This is a genomic window from Pseudoduganella sp. R-32, from assembly GCF_049913245.1.
Taxonomy (GTDB): Bacteria; Pseudomonadota; Gammaproteobacteria; order Burkholderiales; family Burkholderiaceae_D; genus Rugamonas.
The window spans coordinates 4,173,842-4,192,905 of sequence record NZ_CP183987.1; the positions used below are offsets into that span (position 1 = coordinate 4,173,842).

The window sequence follows — 19,064 nt, forward strand, 5'->3', positions numbered from 1 at the left end:
CCGCCTAGAACGAAGTCCGCAGCGACAGCGTGTAGCTGGCGCCGGGCTTGTACTCGTCGAAGATCGCGTTGCTGAATTGGGTATAGGTCTGGCTGATCGCCTTGTTGGCATTCCAGACGCTGAGCGTCAGGTCGGTGTTGTACCTGAAGCCGAACATCTGCTTCAGGTTCATGCCGACCGACGCATCGACCTGGGTGCGCTCCGTGGTGTAGGCATACGCCCCTCCCGCAACATTCAAGCCGGTACTGGTGTTCACGACATGGCTTGCCGTGTATTGGCGTGCCACGCGGATATTCAGGCCGCCGCGTTCATAGTACAAGGTAAGGTTGTTGGTGCGCGGCGGCACGCCGGCCACTGGCGGCGCATTCGGCGCGTCGTCCGTCTGCTTGGCATAGGTGAAGTTGGCGGTGAAGCCAAAGCCCTTCACCGGCAGCATGTCCAGCGGCTGCTGCCAGGTGGCTTCCAGGCCTCGAACCTTCAGCTTGCTGTCGATGTTGTACGGCTCGGTGATTTCCACCAGATGCTTGTCGCGGCCACCGCTGGCCGTCACCGCCTGCTGCTGCGCCTCCGTCAGGCCGACGGTGCCGAACATCTGGTCCAGCTGCGCCAGCGAATAGGTGTTGATGCGCTGGCCCGGGCGGCTGGTGATGTCTTTGCCGAAGGCGCTCAGGGAAACATAGGCTTCCTTGCTCATGTAATACTCGAGCCCGATATCCAGGTTGTTCGCCTCGAATGGCTTCAGGTTCGGATTGGTCACGCTGCCCTGGCGCGCGCCCTGGTCGCCCAGCGTAAGTTGGGTCTGGCGCAGGTCGGCCGGGTTGGCACGCGTCAGCGACTTCGACCCGGAGGCGCGCAGGATGGTATTCGGCGTGACGTTGTAGGCCAGCGTGGCCGACGGCAGCGTGTTGCTGTATTTGGTGGTCTCGTACCTCCACACACTGAGGTTGTCATACAGGCCGCCGTTCTTCAGCGTCGCGTTGCGCGGGTCGGCGCCGACACTCAACACGCCGATGGTCTGCTCGGTCTGCGCATAGCGCACCCCGGCGTTATAGCGCAAGGTGCGGCCAAAGAGCTGCACGCGGCCGGTGGTTTCCGCATAGGCCGCGTCCACCACTTCGCGGATGTAGCCGCCGCTGCCGTTCTGGAAGCCCTTATGGATGTTGTCGCGGAAGTACTGGTAATCCGTATCAGCGGCAAACCTTGGCCAGTCGACGGTAATGAAACCATTGCTGCCCGCTTTCACGTAGTTCGGGATTGCCGAATTCGGAACCACCGAACCGAGATACATCAGGGGCGCCGCCCCGGCGGTGGAACCGGTGCCGTAACCCGGGTAGGCAGTGGTGACATCAGCCACCGGGCCTGGCGTGCTGCGGCCATCGCAACCGGGGCTGCGGATCTGTGTGTTCGGTGCGAAGAAGCGGTAGCTCATGTTATTGCCACATGCGACGTTCATCCAGGCGTCGGCGACGGAATAGCTGCGGTAGCGCCGTTCGATGTCGTCACGCGAACCGCCAAACTTGATGCTGAAGTCCGCGTCGCCCCAGTTGACGTTCAGGCGAGTGCCTTTGGTCTTGTTGGTGCGCTCGTAGAGGTCCATGCGCAGCCCGGACAGGCTCTGGCCCGCCTGGTACCAGCCGAAGTTGTTCGGATCGTTGATGTCCAGGTTGGAGGTGTAGACCGGCGTCTGCCCCGGCGTGCTGTTGTCGTAATAGATGACGGAATTGGGCGACCTGGTTGCCACCAGCACGGTCGGCATGTCGCGGAAGAAGGTGCTGTTGGTGGCGTTGAAATGGCCGTCGATGGTCCACTTGTCGCTGGGACGGAATTCGAAGCCCGGATTGATGCTGCGGAACTTGGTCTCCTCCTTCATCGGGCGGTATTCCAGCGCCCAGAAAGTATTGGCAAACGTCGCCTTGGTGATGGTGCACCCCAAGGTGCAGTCGCTGCGGTCGAATTCCATGCCGATCGGTATCGGCGTATTGGCGCGGGTGCCGGCGTTCATGCCCTCGTAGGTCATCCTGTTCTTCTTCTGCGCGAACATGGTGTCGAGGTAGATATCGAGCATATCGTTCGGCTGCCATTGCAGGCTGATGACTTCACCGGCGCGATTACGCTTGCCTTCGTAGACAAAGTGCCGTCCCAGTCGGCCCATCAAGCCGTTGTCGATCTGCTGCAGCGTGGCGCCGGGGTTCAGCGCCAGCAGCATGGCGCGGTCGATCTGCTTGCCCGGCACCAGGATGGGGCGTGCAAATTCCGGCAAGGCGCTCAATGCCAGGCCGGACGGCACGGTGTCGGGCGTCGATTGCGAGCCGCCGCCGGTGCTGTTCAATTTGTCCGACGCATTGCCCTGGAAGGATTTCAACTGGAAGTTGCGCATGTCGACCGTCTGGAACCCGTCGGTCTTGTAGCCGGTGTTCCCCCAGGCGATGCCGGCCAGGGCGCCGAACTTGCCCCAGCCGGCGGTGGTCCAGGTATTGCTCACCAGGGCCGATCCGGTATTGCCGGTCTTGCTGTTTTGCTCGCGGTAGTTGCCGCTCAGGGTAAACGCGGAGCGAAAGCCGGCCTTGTCGAAAGGACGTACGCTGCGCATATCGACGGTGCCGGCAATGCCGCCTTCGATCAGGCTGGCCTTCTGGCTCTTGTAAACGCTGGCGCTGCGAAATAATTCGGAAGGCAGGAAGTCCATGTCGACTTCGCGGTTGGCGCTGATCGAACCGCCCCAACTTCCCGCCGACGCCGACGCCATGGGCGCGCCGTTCAGCAGCACGCGCGTGAACGCCGCGCCCATGCCGCGGATCGAGATGTTCAGGCCCTCGCCGTCGATCTCGCCGCGCCGCACGTTCACGCCCGGCACCCGCGCCAGGGCATCGGCAATGTTCGGGTCGGGGAATTTGCCCATGTCTTCGGAGAAGACGGTATCGCTCAAGCCGATGTTGTCGCGCTTTTCCATTGCCGACAGCGCGAGCGAGCTGCGATAACCGCTCACGGTGACTACCGGCAGCACCTTGTTCGCTGCAGTTGGCCTGGCATCCGTTGCCGGCGTGGCTTCGGCGGAGGGCTGCGACTCGGTGGCTGCAGTGGCTGGCGGTTGCGGCGCTTCGCTTTGCGCGTAGGCCGTCGAAATCATCCCCGCGAGTATGGTCATGACGAGGATTTCACCGCGCGTGCCGAAGCGGCGCACGCGTCCTCCCAGTTGCTGGTTCATGCTGTCTCCTTTATATACGGCCTCATGGGCCTTGATTTAGTTAGCGCTATCAATGCGCTTGCAAAGTTACATTTGCTCCTTGTAATGTGGGCGCTTGCGCCCGCACGGTGATGGCTCCCTTCTGTCCCGGCTTGCCGCGCACGATGGCCAGGCACAAGCCGTTGAAGGCGGGTCGTTCGGTGGATGGGAAAGGCACGAAGCTGGTCGGGTCGCCGTTATCGGTCGCCACGATCTCGCCCGGGCCTTCGATGCTGAATTTCACGCTGTCCTTTGCCATGGGGACGGTATTGCCGTCCAGGTCGGTCACGCGCAGGGTGATGAACGAGAGGTCCGCGCCATCGGCAGCGATCTCGCTGCGGTCCGGCACCAGGTCGAGTTTTGCCGCGGGGCCCACAGTGCGTACCGCCGATACCGCCCATTCCTTGCCCTGTTTGTACGCGATCACCTTCAACTCGCCCGGCTCGTAAGTCACCAGGTCCCAGCGCAGGCGGTATTCGAATTCCGCGCGCTTTTTGCGGCCCTGGCTTTTGCCGTTCACGAACAGTTCGGCCTCGTCGCCCGAGGTGAATACGTGGACCGGCGTGAACTTGCCTTCCCTGCCCGGCCAGGTCCAGTGCGGCAGGATGTGCGCCAACGGAAGGTCCGGGCGCCAGCGCGCCTGATACAGGTAGAAGCGGTCCTTCTTGAAGCCCGCCAGGTCGATGATGCCGGAATAGGAACTGCGCGAAGAGTAGAACGGCGTCGGCTCGCCCAGGTAATCCCAGCCTGACCAGACGAATTCCCCCGCCACATAAGGGTATTGGTCCTGCGCGGACCAGGAGCGGTCGGCTGAAGTGCCGAAGTCGGACGCATACAGCTCGTAGGCGCTGACCTGGTGCGTATTCCAGTCGCCGCCGGCGTCGGGCCGTACCGAGGACGTGAGCGCGCCCGTCACCGGAAACTGATACTCGCCGCGGCTGCTCAAGGCCGAAGCGCTTTCGCTGCTGAAAATCATCTTGCCTGGGAAGCGGGCACGGAATTCAGGGAAGCGGCCTGGATTGCTGCGGATGCCCGCGCCCTGGTAGTTCACGCTGACCAGGTCCACCGTAGCCGGCAGCGGCATGTGGGCACGGGCGTAATTCATGGCGGTCATGGTCGGGCGGCTGCGATCCTCTTGCCGCACGATGGCAGCCAGCTTGCGGCCGATCGCGGCGCCCTCTTCACCGGTGTACTGCTCCCCCACCTCGTTGCCGATACTCCAGATCACAATCGAGGGATGGTTGCGGTCGCGGCGGATCATGGCGCGCAGGTCCTGCTCGTGCCAGTCGGGGAAGATCAGGTGCGTATCGAGCGCGGTCTTTTTCCGTTCCCACACATCGAACACTTCGTCGATCACCACGATGCCCATGCGGTCGGTCAGCTCCAGCAACTCCGGAGCCGGCGGATTGTGGCTCATGCGCAGCGCATTGGCGCCCATTTCCACCAGCATTTGCAGCTGCCGTTCCGCAGCGCGCACATTGAAGGCGGCGCCGAGTGCGCCCAGGTCATGGTGGTTGTTCACGCCCTTCAGCGCAATGCGCTCGCCGTTGACCAGCATGCCTTTGTCAGGGTCCATGCGCACATCACGAATGCCGAACCTTGTCTCGAATTCGTCGATCCCAACGCCGTCGCGCCGGACGGTGGTGACGGCCACGTATCGATGCGGATGCTGGGTCGGCGGCGGCCCCCAAAGGCGCGGCCGCGCGATGGTTGTGCTGCCTGTTGCGACATTGCTTGCGCCTGCGGCCACTTGCAGGCGCTGCGGCTGGATGTGCGCAACCGGCTGGCCGCTGCGGGTCCCCTGTTCGTCCAGCGCGTATATCGCCGTTGCCACACTGACGGTGGCGCCGCTGCGCGAGTCGTTGTCCACCGCGACTTCCAGCGACACCTCGGCGGAGTCCCGGCTCACGCGCGCCGTTCGCACATGGGTGCCCCAATGCGCGACATGGATGGGCGCCATCTTGGTGAGCCACACATTGCGGTAGATGCCCCCGCCCGGATACCAGCGCGAAGACTCCGGCGGGTTATCCAGCCGTATCGCGAGCATATTGCTGCCGCCGGGGACGACGTATGGCGTCAGGTCCAGCCGCCAGGAGTTGTAGCCGTAAGGCCAGCCGCCGACCAGCTTCCCGTTGAGCCACACCGTCGCATACGACATCGCGCCGTCGACATCGAGGAAGATCGAGCGGCCGCGGTCGGAAGCCGGTATGTCGAGTGCCTTGCGGTACCAGCCGATGCCCCAGCTGGGCAAGCGGCCAACGCCGCCATAAGGACCGGTCTCCAGGAAGGGCCCGGCAATGGCCCAGTCGTGAGGCAGGTCCACGCGCTTCCATGCGACGTCGTCGTAGCCGGGCTTCAGGTAGGCCACGTCCAGTTGCGGCTCCTGCGCCGGGCGCCGATGGCGTCGAGCGGGATCGCTGATAAAGGCGTTGCCGCTCGGGAGTATCCACGGCTTGAGGACCTGTTCCTGTGCTGCGGCCGCAAGCGCCGCAGCCTGCGGCACCGCATCGGCAGCCTTGCCGTCTTCACTTGCCGTCACCTCGGGTCGCACGTCGTAGCGCAGCGAAGCGGAGGTACCGGGTGGATCGCCCATCGTGAAGCGCCAGCCGGCATTGATCGACAGGCGTTCTCGCGGAGCGGCGGCAGCAAGCAGCGCGACAGCCCAAAGCAACAGGGACGCCAGCGCCCTGCATTTCGTCAGACGTTTCATGTTTTCCCGTAGTTCGAAGTAAGCCGTCGCGCAAACAACCAACCACTAACACGAAACCGATAGCGCAACCATTTCAGTCTATATTTGGCGTCATAGAAATGTCAACAACTTGTTGGCGAGACTGTTGCGCACGATTGAAAGGCGTTGTTTGCGCTATTCATTTGGCGCAGGCCTTCGATCAACATGGTGATTTTCTGGCGTACCGCAGCCGTGCCCCCGTTGACTGGCCACTGCCACTGCTTTGATACTTCAACGGCAACATACCAAAAAAATCCCCAAGGAGACATCGTGAAAACTTTCCGGTTGAATGCCTGCGCGGCAGGTATGGCCTTGCTCGTCCTCTTTTCCGGCTGGTTCGCCGGCAATGCCCATGCGGCCGACTTCGGACTTACTGAAGACAGCAATTTCTACACCATCGACACCGGCGCCGGCCTGGTGTTCAAGATCCGCCGTACCGACAATGGCGTGAGCACGCAGTCCGCCGGCGACATCGCTTCGATGATTTACAACGGCGTACAGTACCAGGACCAGTCGCGCGGCAGCCAGGTGAATTCCGGCTTTGATTTCCTGTACACCGGGGTTTCCGCAGTCAGCGTAAACGCCACCACGCTCGGCCCCGACTTCATCAAGGTGACGGTGCAGGCAGGCGACCTGACGCACTACTATATCGCCCGCCGCGGCTATCCGCACATCTACATGGGCACCTATTTCACCAGCGAGCCAAGCACGCTGGGGCTGACACGCTATATCCTGCGCGTGCCGATTGCCGCCTTGCCGAACGGGCCTGTGCCATCGGATATCCGCAACAATACGGGCGCCATTGAATCGGGCGATATTTTCGGACTTGCCGACGGCCAGACCCGCTCCAAGCATTATTCCAACAGGCGCCTGAAGGACTGGTCGTACATCGGCGCCACCGGTCCCGGCGTCGGCCTGTGGGTGGTGCGCGACAACAACGAGGGCAATAGCGGCGGCCCCTTCTACCGCAGCCTGCTGAACCAGGGCACCTCGACCACGCAGGAGATTACCTACATCGTCAACTATGGAGAGGCCCAGACCGAAGCGTTCCGGCCCGGCATCCTGAACACTTATTCGCTGGTGTTCAACAACGGCAGCGCACCGACAACTCCCGACACCTCCTTCTTCGCCAGCATGGGCATGACCGGATTCGTCGGCCCTGAAGCGCGCAGCCGCGTGGCCGGCGTGGGCCTGCAGGGACGCGACACGCGCTATGAATACACGGTGGGCTTCTCCAATGCCACCGCCCAGTACTGGGCCAAGGCCGATGCGGCAACCGGTCACTTCGACAGCCCCGGCATGATTCCCGGCACCTACACCATGAAGGTCTACAAGAACGAACTGGTGGTCGATACGCGCAGCGTGACTGTGGCGGCGGGACAGACGGTGGCGCTGAACACCATCAATATCGCGGGCGACCCCAGCACCGCGGCAGCGCTATGGCGCATCGGCGACTGGGACGGCACGCCGGCGGAACTGCTGAACGGCGACAAGGTCACCACCATGCATCCATCCGACGTGCGCATGGCTTCCTGGACGCCGGGCGACTTTGTGATCGGCAGTTCCAGCGCGGCCACCGGATTCCCGGCTTATCAATGGAAGAGCGTCAACGGCACCATCACCATCCGTTTCAACCTCAAACAAAGCCAGCTTGTGCCGCTCACGCTGCGGGCCGGGATCACCGTCGCCTTCGCAGGCGGGCGGCCCAAGGCACAGGTGAACGGCTGGGTCTCGGCCAACCCGGCCGCCTCCAGCCAGCCTTCAACGCGTACACTGACCGTAGGCACCTACCGTGGCAACAATACGCTGTACACCTTCAATATCCCGGCCAGCGAACTGGTGGTCGGCGAGAACGTGCTGACCCTCACCGCCATCAGCGGTTCCAGCGGCACCACTTACCTGAGCCCCGGCTACGCCTGGGATGCCGTCGACCTCATTCCTACGCCATGAACAAGATAAGACTACTCACCCTGTCGGCAGCGCTGGCCGCTGCCGCCGCAGTGCCGGGCGCGGCATCGGCAACCGTGATGCGTACCTTGGCTGCGCCGCCCTCCTCGCTGCACACCGCTACCTTCAGCGCAAATCTCGCGCTGTCGAATGATTATGTGGAGGACGGCCTGCTGTTCCATTTCAACGGTTCGGCCAACAACAACCAGTGCGGCTATGCCGGCATCAACTGCTATGACCAGCCATCGGACCTCAGTCCCTGGTTTTCGGGGAATTACATGTCGACATCGGGGAACAATGCCTACATCAGCATCAGGCGGGCAGACGGCAGCGATTTCCGCAGCATCGCCTTCGCCGCGGCGTCCGGCTACCTGACCGTGAACGGCTACTGGAGTACATGGAACGACAATGTGCGCACCGGCGCCGGCAATTTCACGCAGGCTGGCGGCACCCTGCTTGGGCTCTATGATGCGACGGGGTTCGACGAAGTGCGCTATTACGCCTTCTCCGGCGCCAACCGCAGCAGCGGCTGGAGCAGCCCGGCCATCGATGCAGTCCAGGCAGACATACCGGAACCCGGCGGCGCTTTGCTGCTGGGCGCCGGCCTGTTTGCCCTGGCCACGGTGCGCCGCAAGCGCGCCTAGAGCACGTCCAGCGGCGTGGCGCGCGTGGGCGGGGCGAACGCCTTGTCCAGCGAAGCCAGGTCCTCTTGGTCCAGGCGCAGCGTCATCGCGGCCGCGTTGGCGCGCACATGCGCTTCGCTGCTTGCTTTCGGAATCGGCATCACGCCGTCCTGCCGCAGCAGCCATGCCAGCGCAATCTGCGCGGGCGTAGCATGGTGACGCGACGCGATGGCCTGCAGCGCCGGTTCGGCCAGCAGGCGTTCCTGTTCCTTACGGTTGGATTCAAGCGGCGAGTAGGCCATCAGCAATATGCCGCGCTCCTGGCACCAGGGCAGCAGGTCCCACTCGATACCGCGACGACGCAGGTTATACAGCACCTGGTTCGCCTCAATGGCTTCACCGCCGGCCAGCGCAGTCGCCTTTTTCATGTCCGACAGGTCGAAATTGCTGACGCCGAATTCATGGATCTTGCCGGCCTGCTTCAGGGCTATCAGCCCTTCCAGGGTCTCGGCGAAAGGCACGCTGCCTTGCCAGTGAAGCAAGTACAAGTCGATGTGGTCGACCTTCATGCGCTTCAGGCTCTTCTCGCACGCCGCCACCACGCCCTTGCGCGAAGCGTTCTGCGGCAGCACCTTGCTGACCAGGTAAGCCTCGCTGCGGCGGCCGGCAATCGCTTCGCCGACCACTTTCTCGGCGCCGCCATCGGCATACATTTCCGCCGTGTCGATGACGGTCATGCCGAGGTCCAGTCCCAGTTGCAGGGCGCGCACCTCGGCAGCCTTGTCGGCTGCCCGCTCGCCCATATTCCAAGTGCCCTGCCCGATCCTCGACAGCGTCATGGCGACCTCCGGAAGTGTTGCGTCAAGCCTCGATGGCGCTGGCCGACTTCGCGGACCAGCGGTACAGCCCTACGACCACGGCGCCAGCAACGGCCAGCGCGATCAGCATGGTGGTTGCCTCGCTCATGCTGTTGGCAATTGCCAGCGGTTCGCCTTTGTTGGTCAGCACGATCAGGCCAGCCAGGGCAACGTTGAACAGCGATTCACCGACAATAAAGCCGGACATCACCAGCACGCCCAGGCGGGAAGCTGCTTCGCCATGCTTCTTGTTGCGCATTGCTTTCTCAAAGAAGTAACCGGCGATTGCGCCCACCACCACCGGCGAGGTAACCGCCGACGGCAAGTAGATGGCCAGGCCGACGCCGAGCGGCGCACAGCTGTATTTGCGGTTGCTGGACTTCTTCAGGATGAAGTCGAGTGCAACCAGTGCCAGGCCGATCAGGGCGCCATAGCCGATCAGGTCCCATTTCAGGTCGCCGCCGATCACGCCTTTGGCCAGCGTGGAAATCAGGGTCGCTTGCGGGGCCGCCAGCGGCTGGTCGGAAATGGCATTGGCATTCGGTGCGCCCGCGAAGCCGTTCGCGTGGTTCAGCAGCTCCAGCACCGGCGGCACCACGCAGGAACCGGCGAACACGCCGATGATCAGGGCGACCTGCTGCTTCCAGGGCGTCGCGCCGACCAGCTGGCCGGTCTTCAGGTCCTGCAGGTTGTCGTTGCCGATCACGGCTACTGCCAGCACCACGGTGGTGACGAACAGTGCGAAAGCGATCAGCGCCTGGGCGGTATCCGGCCCCATGATTTCGCGGCCCACCCAGCCTACCGAGGTGGCGGCACCCAGGATCGACAGGATGGCCAGGCCGGATACCGGCGAATTGGAAGAGCCGATCAGGCCGGCCATGTAGCCGCACACCGCGGCAGCCAGCATGCCGGCAATCAGGATGTAGCCGATGCCCACCACGATCAGAGGGGTCGAGATCGAGGACAGCGGGCCGCCCGACAGGAAGGACGACAGCAGCCAGCCTGCCGGCACCATAGACAGAAGGGTCACCAGGCCGACGATGAAGATCGGCAGGTCCTTGTCTTCGCGCGGCACGTCGCCGCCGCCGGCCTTGGCGCGGCGTGCAGACTCCATCGCGGACTTCAGGCCGCCCACGACCGGCTTGGCCAGTGTCGCCAGCGTCACGATCGCGGCAGCGCCAATGGTGCCGGCGCCCATCATGCGCACCTGGCTGCTCCAGATGCCCAGGGCGTGGTCGGCCACCGATACGCCGGGAGCCGCCGGATTGGCCATGGTCAGCAACGGGACCAGGATACCCCATGCAATCACCAGGCCGACCAGCATGGCCATGCCGACCGCGATACCCATCAGGTGGCCGGCGCCCACCAGGGCCAGCGAGCTCGATGCTCCCAGGCCGGTGGCGCCGTTGCCGAATTTGACGAAATGCGCCACTTCAGCGGCAACCAGCTTGGCAGCGCCGAGGAAAGCGAAAATGGCGGAAGCCACGGAACCCCAGATCACCGCCCACAGTCCAGCCTTGCCCTCCTGCGCGCCGGCACGCGATTGGGTGCCGACTTTCAGCACTTCCGCCGCGGCCACGCCTTCCGGATACGGGAGGTCGGACTGCGACACCAGTGCGCGACGCAGCGGCATGGTGTACATCACGCCCAGCACGCCGCCGATGGCGCAGGCGCCAAAGGTTGGCCAGAAAGGAATTTTTGCCCACCAGCCGATCATCAGCAGGCCAGGCAGCACGAAAATCACAGACGCCAGCGTGCCCGCGGCCGACGCGATGGTCTGCACGATATTGTTTTCCTGGATCGTCGCATCCTTGAATGCGCTGAGCAGGGCCATGGAAATCACGGCAGCGGGAATCGAGGTGGCGAAGGTCAAGCCGACTTTCAGGCCAAGATAGACCTGCGCCGCGGTAAAGACCAGTGTAATGAGAATGCCGAGGGCGATGCCGCGGACACTGAATTCGAGCGGGTTGTTCTGCGACTGGTTGCTCATCTGGGTAATCCGTTGTGTTGATAAGGATGCAAAGTGGCCGGGATATTACGCCAGATTCGCGGCGCCGCCAAACAAATCAGTCGTCGTCGCCGGGATCGAGGTCGGGGAACAACACCGAGGTAAAGCCGAACTTGGAGAAGTCGCGGATCCGTGCTGGATACAGGATCCCCAGCAAATGATCGACCTCATGCTGTACCACGCGGGCATGGAATCCCTCGGCATCGCGCACGATGCGTTCGCCGAACTGGTCGTAGCCCTCATAGTGCAGGCGCGTATAGCGCGGCACAGAGCCGCGCAGGCCCGGCACCGACAGGCAGCCTTCAAAGGCCTCTACCATCTCTTCGCCGAGCGGCGTCAGCACAGGGTTGATCAGCACCGTTTCCGGCACTTGCGGCGCATCGGGATAACGCGTGTTGGCCTTGAAGCCGTAGATCACCAGTTGCAGGTTGACGCCAATCTGCGGCGCCGCCAGGCCGGCGCCGTTCGCCGCATGCATGGTGTCGAACATGTCCACGATCAGCGCATGCAGCTCTTTCGTGTTGAACTCGCGCACCGGCTCGGCAACGCGCAACAGCCGCGGATCGCCCATTTTCAGGATTTCACGCACGGCCATGCTTAGCCTCCCAGCAGCGCGAGCAAGCCCGCTTCATCAAGAATCGTCACGCCCAGCTCTTCGGCCTTGGCCAGTTTGCTGCCCGCCTCCGCGCCGGCGACGACATACGAGGTTTTCTTCGACACCGAACCCGACACCTTGCCGCCGGCACCTTCGATCAGGGCTTGCGCCTGGTCGCGGCTCATGGTCGGCAGCGTCCCGGTGAGGACGAAGGTCCTGCCGCTCATGGCGCCTTCCGCCTCGGCCACCTCGGGCAGTTGTGCCAGCAGCGCTTCGCGCAGCTCGTGCAGGGCCACCAGGCATTCGCGGTTGGCCCGTTCGCGCAGCCAGGCTTCAAGGCCCTGTTCCACGGTCGCCGGCAGGCCGAACACGTTATACACCGTCAAGTGCGACAGTGCCTCCAGCGTCATGCCCTGCTCTACCAGCTGGCGCGCGCGCGGCTCGGTCAGTTTCGGAATGCCGACGGCAGCCAGCAGCGCAACCGTGTCCAGCTTTTCGCGCAGCGCGGCCTTTGGAGCATGCTCCCCTTTCGGCGCCACGCCAGCGGCCAGCAGCGCATCCAGCGCCTCCTGGTTGCGCTCTTCGGCGAAGAAATCGGCAATCGATTCGGCTACCGTACCGCCGATATCAGGCAGCACGCGCAGCAGCGCCACGGGCGCCTTGCGGATCAATTCCAGCTTGCCCAGCCAGTCGGCCAGCGTCTTGGCGGTCGACTCGCCGACGTGGCGGATGCCCAGTGCGAACAGCAGGCGCTCCAGGGGCGGGTTCTTGCTGGCGGAGATGGCGTCCAGCAGGTTTTCCGCCCACTTGGTCGGGACCTTGCCCTGGGCGACAGTTTCCGGCGTGGTGCCGTCTCGCTCGTCGGCCAGGCGCTTCATTTTCAGCAGGTCATCCAGGGTCAGGCGGTACAGGTCCGCCACGCCATGCACCAGGTTGCACTCGACCAGGTTGTCGATGTAGCGGTCGCCCAGGCCTTCGATATCCATCATGCGGCGGCCGCAGAAGTGGCGGATCGCCTCCTTGCGCTGGGCGGAGCAGAACAGGCCGCCGGAGCAGCGCGCGACCGCTTCGTCGGCCTCACGCACCACGTGCGAACCGCATACGGGACATTCGGCCGGCAGCGCCCACATCAGCGGTTCCGGCGCTGGGCGCTTCTCCAGCACCACGGACAGCACTTCCGGAATCACGTCGCCCGCGCGGCGCACGATGACCGTATCGCCAACACGTACGTCCTTGCGGCGCACTTCGTCCTCGTTATGCAGCGTTGCATTGGTGACAGTCACGCCGCCGACGAAGACCGGCGCCAGGCGCGCCACCGGCGTAATCGCGCCGGTACGGCCAACCTGTACCTCGATCGCCTGCACGGTCGTCAGCGCTTCTTCCGCCGGGAATTTATGCGCCAGCGCAAAACGCGGGGCGCGCGAAACGAAGCCCAGCGCACGCTGGTCTTCGAAGCGGTTGGTCTTGTACACCACGCCGTCGATCTCGTACGGCAGCGAGGGACGCGCTTTCCCGATGCGCTCGTAGTAGCCCAGCAAGCCATCCTTGCCGCGCACCACCTCGCGTTCGGCGCATACGGGCAGGCCAAGTTCGGCGTACCAGTCCAGCAGCGCGCTGTGCGTTGCCGGCAGTTCGGCGCCGGTCAGTTCGCCGATGCCATAGGCATAGAAGCTCAGCTTGCGCTGCGCGGTGATGCGCGAGTCGAGCTGGCGCAGCGCGCCGGCGGCAGCGTTGCGCGGGTTGACGAACTCTTTCTGGCCCAGTTCACGCTGGCGCGCGTTCAGGGCGGCAAAATCGGCCTTGAACATCAGCACTTCGCCGCGTACTTCCAGCACCGGTGGCGGCGCATCGGTATTCAGGCGCAGCGGGATGCCCTTGATGGTACGGATGTTGGCAGTGACGTCCTCGCCGGTGTAGCCGTCGCCGCGCGTTGCCGCCTGCACGAAGACGCCGTCTTCGTAGCGCAGGTTGATGGCCAGGCCGTCGAACTTGGCCTCGGTTGCGTATTCGACCAGTTGCACTGCGTCGAGTCCTTCGCGCACGCGGCGGTCGAAGTTCTCGATATCCTCGTCGTTGAAACCGTTATTCAGCGACAGCATCGGCACCGCATGCGTCACGGCGGCGAATTCCGCCAGGGGCGGCGCGCCCACGCGCAGGGTTGGCGAGTCGGGAGCCTGCAGCTCGGGGTGCGCCGCTTCAATCGACTGCAGTTCGACGAACAGCTTGTCGTATTCGGCATCGGGGATGGTCGGCGCATCCAGCACGTGGTAGGCGTGCAGGTGGCGGTTCAGCTCCGCGTTCAACCAGGCTGCGCGTTCGGCGGGTGTTGCGTGTTGGGTATTGCTCATGTTTCCGGTTAGCTGAACAGGCGCAGTGCGCGGGTGGAACCAGCAGGAATATCCGATGCAGCCATGTCGTCGTAGAACTCGCGCACCTGGCCGGCAATGCTGGCCAGGGTTTCGTCGGCCAGCGGCTGGTTGGCGTCATCGACAATGGTCGCATCCAGGCGCGCCATCAGGTTCTTGGCACAGCCGATCATCGAGCCAAAGCCGTCGCGTGCCGGAGCGACGCAAGGCACGTCCAGCAACAAGGTCAGGCGCGAAGTGGTTTCCTCGGCCAGCGTGACGTTGGTCGACAACGAGAACAAGTAGCCGCCCTCGCCGTCCGGCATGGCATAGCGGCCGTCCGGGCGCATGTCGAAGCCCAGCTTCTCCAATGCGCCGAGCAGGGTCGCTATGTTCCATGGAGCACCGTTGGAAGCGAGGTTCACGCCCAGCTGCGCATCGTGGTTGGCTACGAAGCGATGCAGGTTTTTCGCATCCTGCATGACTTCGATCATGTCCGGGATTTGCGGCTCGGCGCCGATTTCGTCGGACACGCTGCGCAGGCGCGTCACCAGCTCGGAGTATTCCAGTTCATTCAATGCGGTGCTGCGGCTGGCCAGCTGCACCCCGCCTTGCAATTTGGTGTACACCACGCCGTGGCGTACCGGCTCCCAGTCGCCGCTCACGGCCAGGCCAATGAAGTGGACAGGCTTGTTGCCGACAAAGCGCAGCTTCTGCAGGGCAGGCAGCAGTTTTTCGCCGCGGGCCGGCGCTTCCAGCTCCAGCGGCAGCAGGCAATCGATCAGCGGATCGACCAGGCAGGTGGCCAGTTCTTCGGCAGGCACGCCGGCATCGGCGGCGCGTACCGGCAGCACCGGCGCATTGCTGTCCGGTGCGATATTGGGCGCGGCCACGTTGCCGACATGGCCTCCGACATGTTCCGGCACGCCGTAGGCGCCCGAACCGGCATCAGGCATCGGCACGTCGTCGAGGTGGAAGCGCGGTTCGGCGCGCACGCCGTCATCGCTGCGCATCAGGACATCGTCGTGCTGGCCGTCGAAGGCGCGCTCGACACGTTTCTTCAGCTTGTACTCCTGCCACTTGTTGTAGCTTATGACGCCAACGACGAACACGCCGCCTGCGGCAATCAAACTCATTTGGAAATCTGTAATCATGCGGCTTGAGCCTCTGTAGCAAATGATGCGGCGGATTCCATGTCCACCGCTACGATGCGCGACACACCTTGCTCCTGCATCGTCACACCGATCAGTTGATTGGCCATCTCCATCGCAATCTTGTTGTGCGAGATGAAGAGGAATTGGGTCTGTTCGGACATGCGCTTGACCATGCGGCAGAAGCGCTCGGTATTGGCATCGTCCAACGGCGCGTCCACCTCGTCCAGCAGGCAGAATGGCGCGGGATTCAAACGGAACATCGAGAACACCAGGGCCGTTGCGGTCAGCGCCTTTTCGCCGCCGGACAGCAGATGGATGGTGGCGTTCTTCTTGCCTGGCGGTTGCGCCATGACCTGCACGCCGGAGTCGAGGATTTCCTCGCCGGTCATGATCAGCTTAGCCTGGCCGCCGCCGAACAGGATCGGGAACAGTTCGGAGAAGCTCTGGTTAACGCGGTCGAAGGTGTCCTGCAGCAGGTCGCGCGTTTCCTTGTCGATCTTGGTGATCGCATCTTCCAGGGTCGCAATCGCTTCGGTCAGGTCGCGGTTTTGCGCGTCCAGGAAATTCTTGCGCTCCGACGCGGTAGCCAGTTCGTCCAGCGCGGCCAGGTTGACGGCGCCCAGCGCGGTAATGGCGTTGGTCAGGCGCGTTACCTCGCCCTGCAGGTAGGAGGCCTTCATGTCCGGGTGCAGTTTTTCGGCCAGCGCGGCTTCGTCGGCCTGCACTTCGGCCAGTTGCTGCGCGAACTGTTCCTGGTTCAGGCGCGCGGCCTGCTCCTTCAGCTGCATTTCGGTGATCTTGTCGCGCTGCGGCTGCAGGCTGCGCTCGGACTGCATGCGCGAGTCTTCGAACTGGCGCAGTTGCTGCGTGATCTGGTCAAGTTCATGGCGGGCGTCGGCCAGCGCGCGCTCCTGCTGCGTGCGCCGGTCCAGCAGGTCCTGCAGGCCTTCGTTGGCGGTGCCGGCCTCCAGCCCTTCCAGCTCCAGCTTGCCGGCCTGCAGGCTTTCCGTCACCTGCGCGACTTGCGAAGTAGCGGTCGCAATATTTCGACGCAGCTCGTCGATGCGGTTGCGCCCCGATTTCTCGGCAAATTCAGCTTCCTGCGCCTTGCGTTCCAGTTCGCGCAGGGCTTCGCGGGCGTCGGCCAGGCGCTGCTCTTTCTGCATGAAGGCAGTCTGGCCATCTTCATGCTCGCCTTGCAGGTTGCCCAGCTCCATATCGAGCTGCTCGAACTTTTCTTCCGATTCCAGCTTTACCTGCATCTGCTCTTCTTCTTGCGCGGCGATTTCGGCGAGGTCGGTTTCGATCTGGTTGCTGCGCTGGTTGAAGCGGGCTTCGATCTCGGACAGCTTGACCACTTCCAGCTGCAGCGTATGCACGCTGGCGGTCAGGCTTTGCACCTTGGCGCGCAGTTCGGTGAGCAGGCGGCCATGGTTGCCAAGCGCCGCATCGGCACGCACGGCGCGGCTGCGGGCTTCTTCAGCCAGCATCGATTGCGCGCGCAACTGCTTGGTGATGTTGTCGATTTCGTGCTGGCGGCCAAGCATGCCGGCCTGTTCGTCGTCCGCCGCATAGAAGCGCACCGACGATTGCGTAATGATGTGGCCCTGCTTCGTCACGAAGCAGCCGCCCGCCGGCAGCGTGCCGCGCGCGGCAAAGGCGCTGGCGTTGTCGTCGGCCAGGAACACATTGTGCAGCCAGTCCTGCAGCACGCCACGCAAGCCAGGATCGTTCAGCTTCAGCAGGTCGAGGAATGGACGCAGCGTCGCATCGCCCGATGCCGCAGGCGCAGCGGCGGCAACCGCAGGCGCGAACAGCGCCAGCTTGGCCGGCGGCGCATCGTTGAAGAAGTGCTTGGCCCATTCGATATTCGATACCTGTAACGCCGAAGTCCGTTCGCGCAGCACAGCCTCCAGGGCAGTTTCCCAGCCTTGCTCGATGTCGAGCTTTTGCCACAGGCGCGGCAGCTCGTTCAGTTCGTGCTTTTGCAGCCATGGCGTGATCTTGCCCTCGGTCTGGACGCGCTCCTGCAACTGGCGCAGCGCATTCAGCCGCGCTTCCAGCTGGTGGGTCGCGGCGGACTCGGATTGCACGGCTGCCTGCGCAGCCTGCCGTTCTTCCTCGAGCTTTGGCTGCTGCTCCAGCGCTTCCTCGAGCATCATGTTCTGCTCTTCCAGCGACTGCTGCTTTTCTTCGAGCTGCATCTTCAGGTTCGACAGGTGCGATGAATCCGGCATCGCCAGCCCGCCCTTCTCCTGCTGCAGGCGCTCCTTGCGCGTTGCCAGGCCGGCCAGGATGTTGGAAGCATTGCGCTGGTGCGCAGATTCCAGTTCCAGTTGCTGCTGCGCCTGCATGATGCGCGCGCGCGACTCCGTGCTCCGGGTCTGCGCCTCGCGCCATTCCTGCTCCAGCACCGGCAGCAACTCGCCCTTCTGCTCGGCCAGCATGCGCGCCTCTTCCACGCGCGCCGACAATTCCTCCAGGTTGATTTCCGCTTCGGCGACCTGGCCGCCGTATTCCTCCGCCTGCTGCGACCACTGGTCGCGCTGCGCGGTCAGCGTAGCCAACTGCTGCTGCAGGCGGGTGCGCGACTCGATCACGAACTTGATCTGCGCCTCAAGGCTGCCGATTTCTGCATTGGTCTGGTACAGGTGGCCCTGCGCCTGGTGCAGGCGGTCGCCGACAGCGAAGTGCGCCTGGCGCATCTGCTCCAGCGTCAATTCCACGTTGCGCAGCTTCGCGGTCTGTTCTTCCAGGTCGTTTTGCGCCTGCTCCATTTCGCGGAAATACTTCGCCTGCTCGGCCTGCGCCTCGTTCTTGCGCAGCAGCCAAAGCAGCTTCTGTTTTTCCTCCTGGTCGGATTGCAGCTGGTGGAACTTGGTCGCCACCGCAGCCTGGCCTTCCAGCTTTTCCAGGTTGTTAGTCAGCTCGCGCAGGATATCTTCCACGCGCAGCAGGTTTTCCCGCGTATCGTGCAGGCGGTTTTCTGTTTCGCGGCGGCGTTCCTTGTACTTCGAGACCCCGGCCGCCTCTTCCAGGAACACGCGCAGTTCTTCCGGGCGCGACTCGATGATGCGCGAGATCATGCCCTGGCCGATGATCGCGTAGGCGCGCGGCCCCAGGCCGGTGCCGAGGAAGATATCGGTGATATCGCGCCGGCGCACCGGCTGGCCGTTGATGTAATAGGTGGACGTGCCATCGCGCGTCAGCGTGCGCTTGACCGCGATTTCGGCGTACTGCCCCCATTGGCCCGACGCCTTGCCCTCGTTGTTGTCGAACACCAGCTCGACGGAAGCGCGGCCGGCCGGCTTGCGATGGGTGGAACCGTTGAAAATCACGTCCTGCATCGATTCGCCGCGCAGCTCGGAAGCCTTCGACTCACCCAGGACCCAGCGCACCGCGTCGATAATATTGGACTTGCCGCAACCGTTAGGACCAACCACGCCGACCAGCTGCCCGGGTACCTGGAAATTGGTGGGATCGACGAACGACTTAAATCCCGACAATTTAATGGAAGATAGACGCACGTTTTATCTGTACTTCGCCCGCTGGGACGTGTTAAAAAAGTGGCTAATCATACCATT

At 63.5% G+C, this 19,064-nt stretch carries 10 protein-coding genes; 2 read left to right on the forward strand and 8 right to left on the reverse strand.

Annotated elements, in window-relative coordinates:
- Positions 1–4 precede the first annotated feature (4 nt).
- Complete coding sequence (locus ACN9MU_RS18935) at positions 5–3,205, reverse strand: TonB-dependent receptor (protein WP_426318241.1); 3,201 nt, start codon at positions 3,203–3,205, stop codon at positions 5–7.
- Positions 3,206–3,254: 49 nt separating this feature from the next.
- Complete coding sequence (galB, locus tag ACN9MU_RS18940; protein ID WP_426343282.1) at positions 3,255–5,933, reverse strand: beta-galactosidase GalB; 2,679 nt, start codon at positions 5,931–5,933, stop codon at positions 3,255–3,257.
- A gap of 288 nt (positions 5,934–6,221) precedes the next feature.
- Here galB and ACN9MU_RS18945 point away from each other — a divergent pair, with 288 nt between their 5' ends.
- Both ACN9MU_RS18945 and ACN9MU_RS18950 read left to right on the forward strand, forming a co-directional pair.
- Positions 6,222–7,901, forward strand: a complete 1,680-nt coding sequence (locus ACN9MU_RS18945) for a rhamnogalacturonan lyase B N-terminal domain-containing protein (RefSeq protein WP_426335917.1) — start codon at positions 6,222–6,224, stop codon at positions 7,899–7,901.
- A complete protein-coding gene (locus ACN9MU_RS18950) occupies positions 7,898–8,542 on the forward strand; it encodes a PEP-CTERM sorting domain-containing protein (protein ID WP_426161941.1) in 645 nt (214 codons plus the stop codon). The genes ACN9MU_RS18945 and ACN9MU_RS18950 overlap by 4 nt, the downstream gene beginning before the upstream one ends.
- Here the strand turns inward: ACN9MU_RS18950 and ACN9MU_RS18955 are convergent.
- The 6 genes from ACN9MU_RS18955 to smc all read right to left on the reverse strand — a co-directional run bounded on the left by ACN9MU_RS18955 (position 8,539) and on the right by smc (position 19,007).
- Complete coding sequence (locus tag ACN9MU_RS18955) at positions 8,539–9,360, reverse strand: aldo/keto reductase (RefSeq protein ID WP_426161942.1); 822 nt, start codon at positions 9,358–9,360, stop codon at positions 8,539–8,541. The genes ACN9MU_RS18950 and ACN9MU_RS18955 overlap by 4 nt on opposite strands.
- Before the next feature lie 22 nt (positions 9,361–9,382).
- Positions 9,383–11,368: an OPT family oligopeptide transporter gene (locus ACN9MU_RS18960; protein WP_426161943.1), complete on the reverse strand. Its 1,986-nt coding sequence runs from the start codon at positions 11,366–11,368 to the stop codon at positions 9,383–9,385.
- Positions 11,369–11,444: 76 nt separating this feature from the next.
- Complete coding sequence (gene def / locus ACN9MU_RS18965) at positions 11,445–11,981, reverse strand: peptide deformylase (protein ID WP_426161944.1); 537 nt, start codon at positions 11,979–11,981, stop codon at positions 11,445–11,447.
- Positions 11,982–11,983: 2 nt separating this feature from the next.
- Positions 11,984–14,329, reverse strand: a complete 2,346-nt coding sequence (gene ligA, locus ACN9MU_RS18970) for an NAD-dependent DNA ligase LigA (protein WP_426318245.1) — start codon at positions 14,327–14,329, stop codon at positions 11,984–11,986.
- Positions 14,330–14,337: 8 nt separating this feature from the next.
- Positions 14,338–15,462 (reverse strand): cell division protein ZipA C-terminal FtsZ-binding domain-containing protein, encoded by a 1,125-nt coding sequence (locus tag ACN9MU_RS18975; protein ID WP_426343283.1) that lies wholly within the window; start codon positions 15,460–15,462, stop codon positions 14,338–14,340.
- 14 nt (positions 15,463–15,476) lie between these two features.
- Positions 15,477–19,007 (reverse strand): chromosome segregation protein SMC, encoded by a 3,531-nt coding sequence (smc, locus tag ACN9MU_RS18980; protein ID WP_426318247.1) that lies wholly within the window; start codon positions 19,005–19,007, stop codon positions 15,477–15,479.
- Positions 19,008–19,064: the final 57 nt, after the last annotated feature.

What these genes read in the sequence shown, in the direction of transcription:
- ligA (WP_426318245.1), bottom strand. Translation starts at nt 14,329, where the DNA reads ATGAGCAATACCCAACACGCAACACCCGCCGAACGCGCAGCCTGGTTG.
- galB (WP_426343282.1), bottom strand. Translation starts at nt 5,933, where the DNA reads ATGAAACGTCTGACGAAATGCAGGGCGCTGGCGTCCCTGTTGCTTTGG.
- ACN9MU_RS18935 (WP_426318241.1), bottom strand. Translation starts at nt 3,205, where the DNA reads ATGAACCAGCAACTGGGAGGACGCGTGCGCCGCTTCGGCACGCGCGGT.
- ACN9MU_RS18950 (WP_426161941.1), top strand. Translation starts at nt 7,898, where the DNA reads ATGAACAAGATAAGACTACTCACCCTGTCGGCAGCGCTGGCCGCTGCC.
- ACN9MU_RS18975 (WP_426343283.1), bottom strand. Translation starts at nt 15,462, where the DNA reads ATGAGTTTGATTGCCGCAGGCGGCGTGTTCGTCGTTGGCGTCATAAGC.
- def (WP_426161944.1), bottom strand. Translation starts at nt 11,981, where the DNA reads ATGGCCGTGCGTGAAATCCTGAAAATGGGCGATCCGCGGCTGTTGCGC.
- ACN9MU_RS18955 (WP_426161942.1), bottom strand. Translation starts at nt 9,360, where the DNA reads ATGACGCTGTCGAGGATCGGGCAGGGCACTTGGAATATGGGCGAGCGG.
- ACN9MU_RS18960 (WP_426161943.1), bottom strand. Translation starts at nt 11,368, where the DNA reads ATGAGCAACCAGTCGCAGAACAACCCGCTCGAATTCAGTGTCCGCGGC.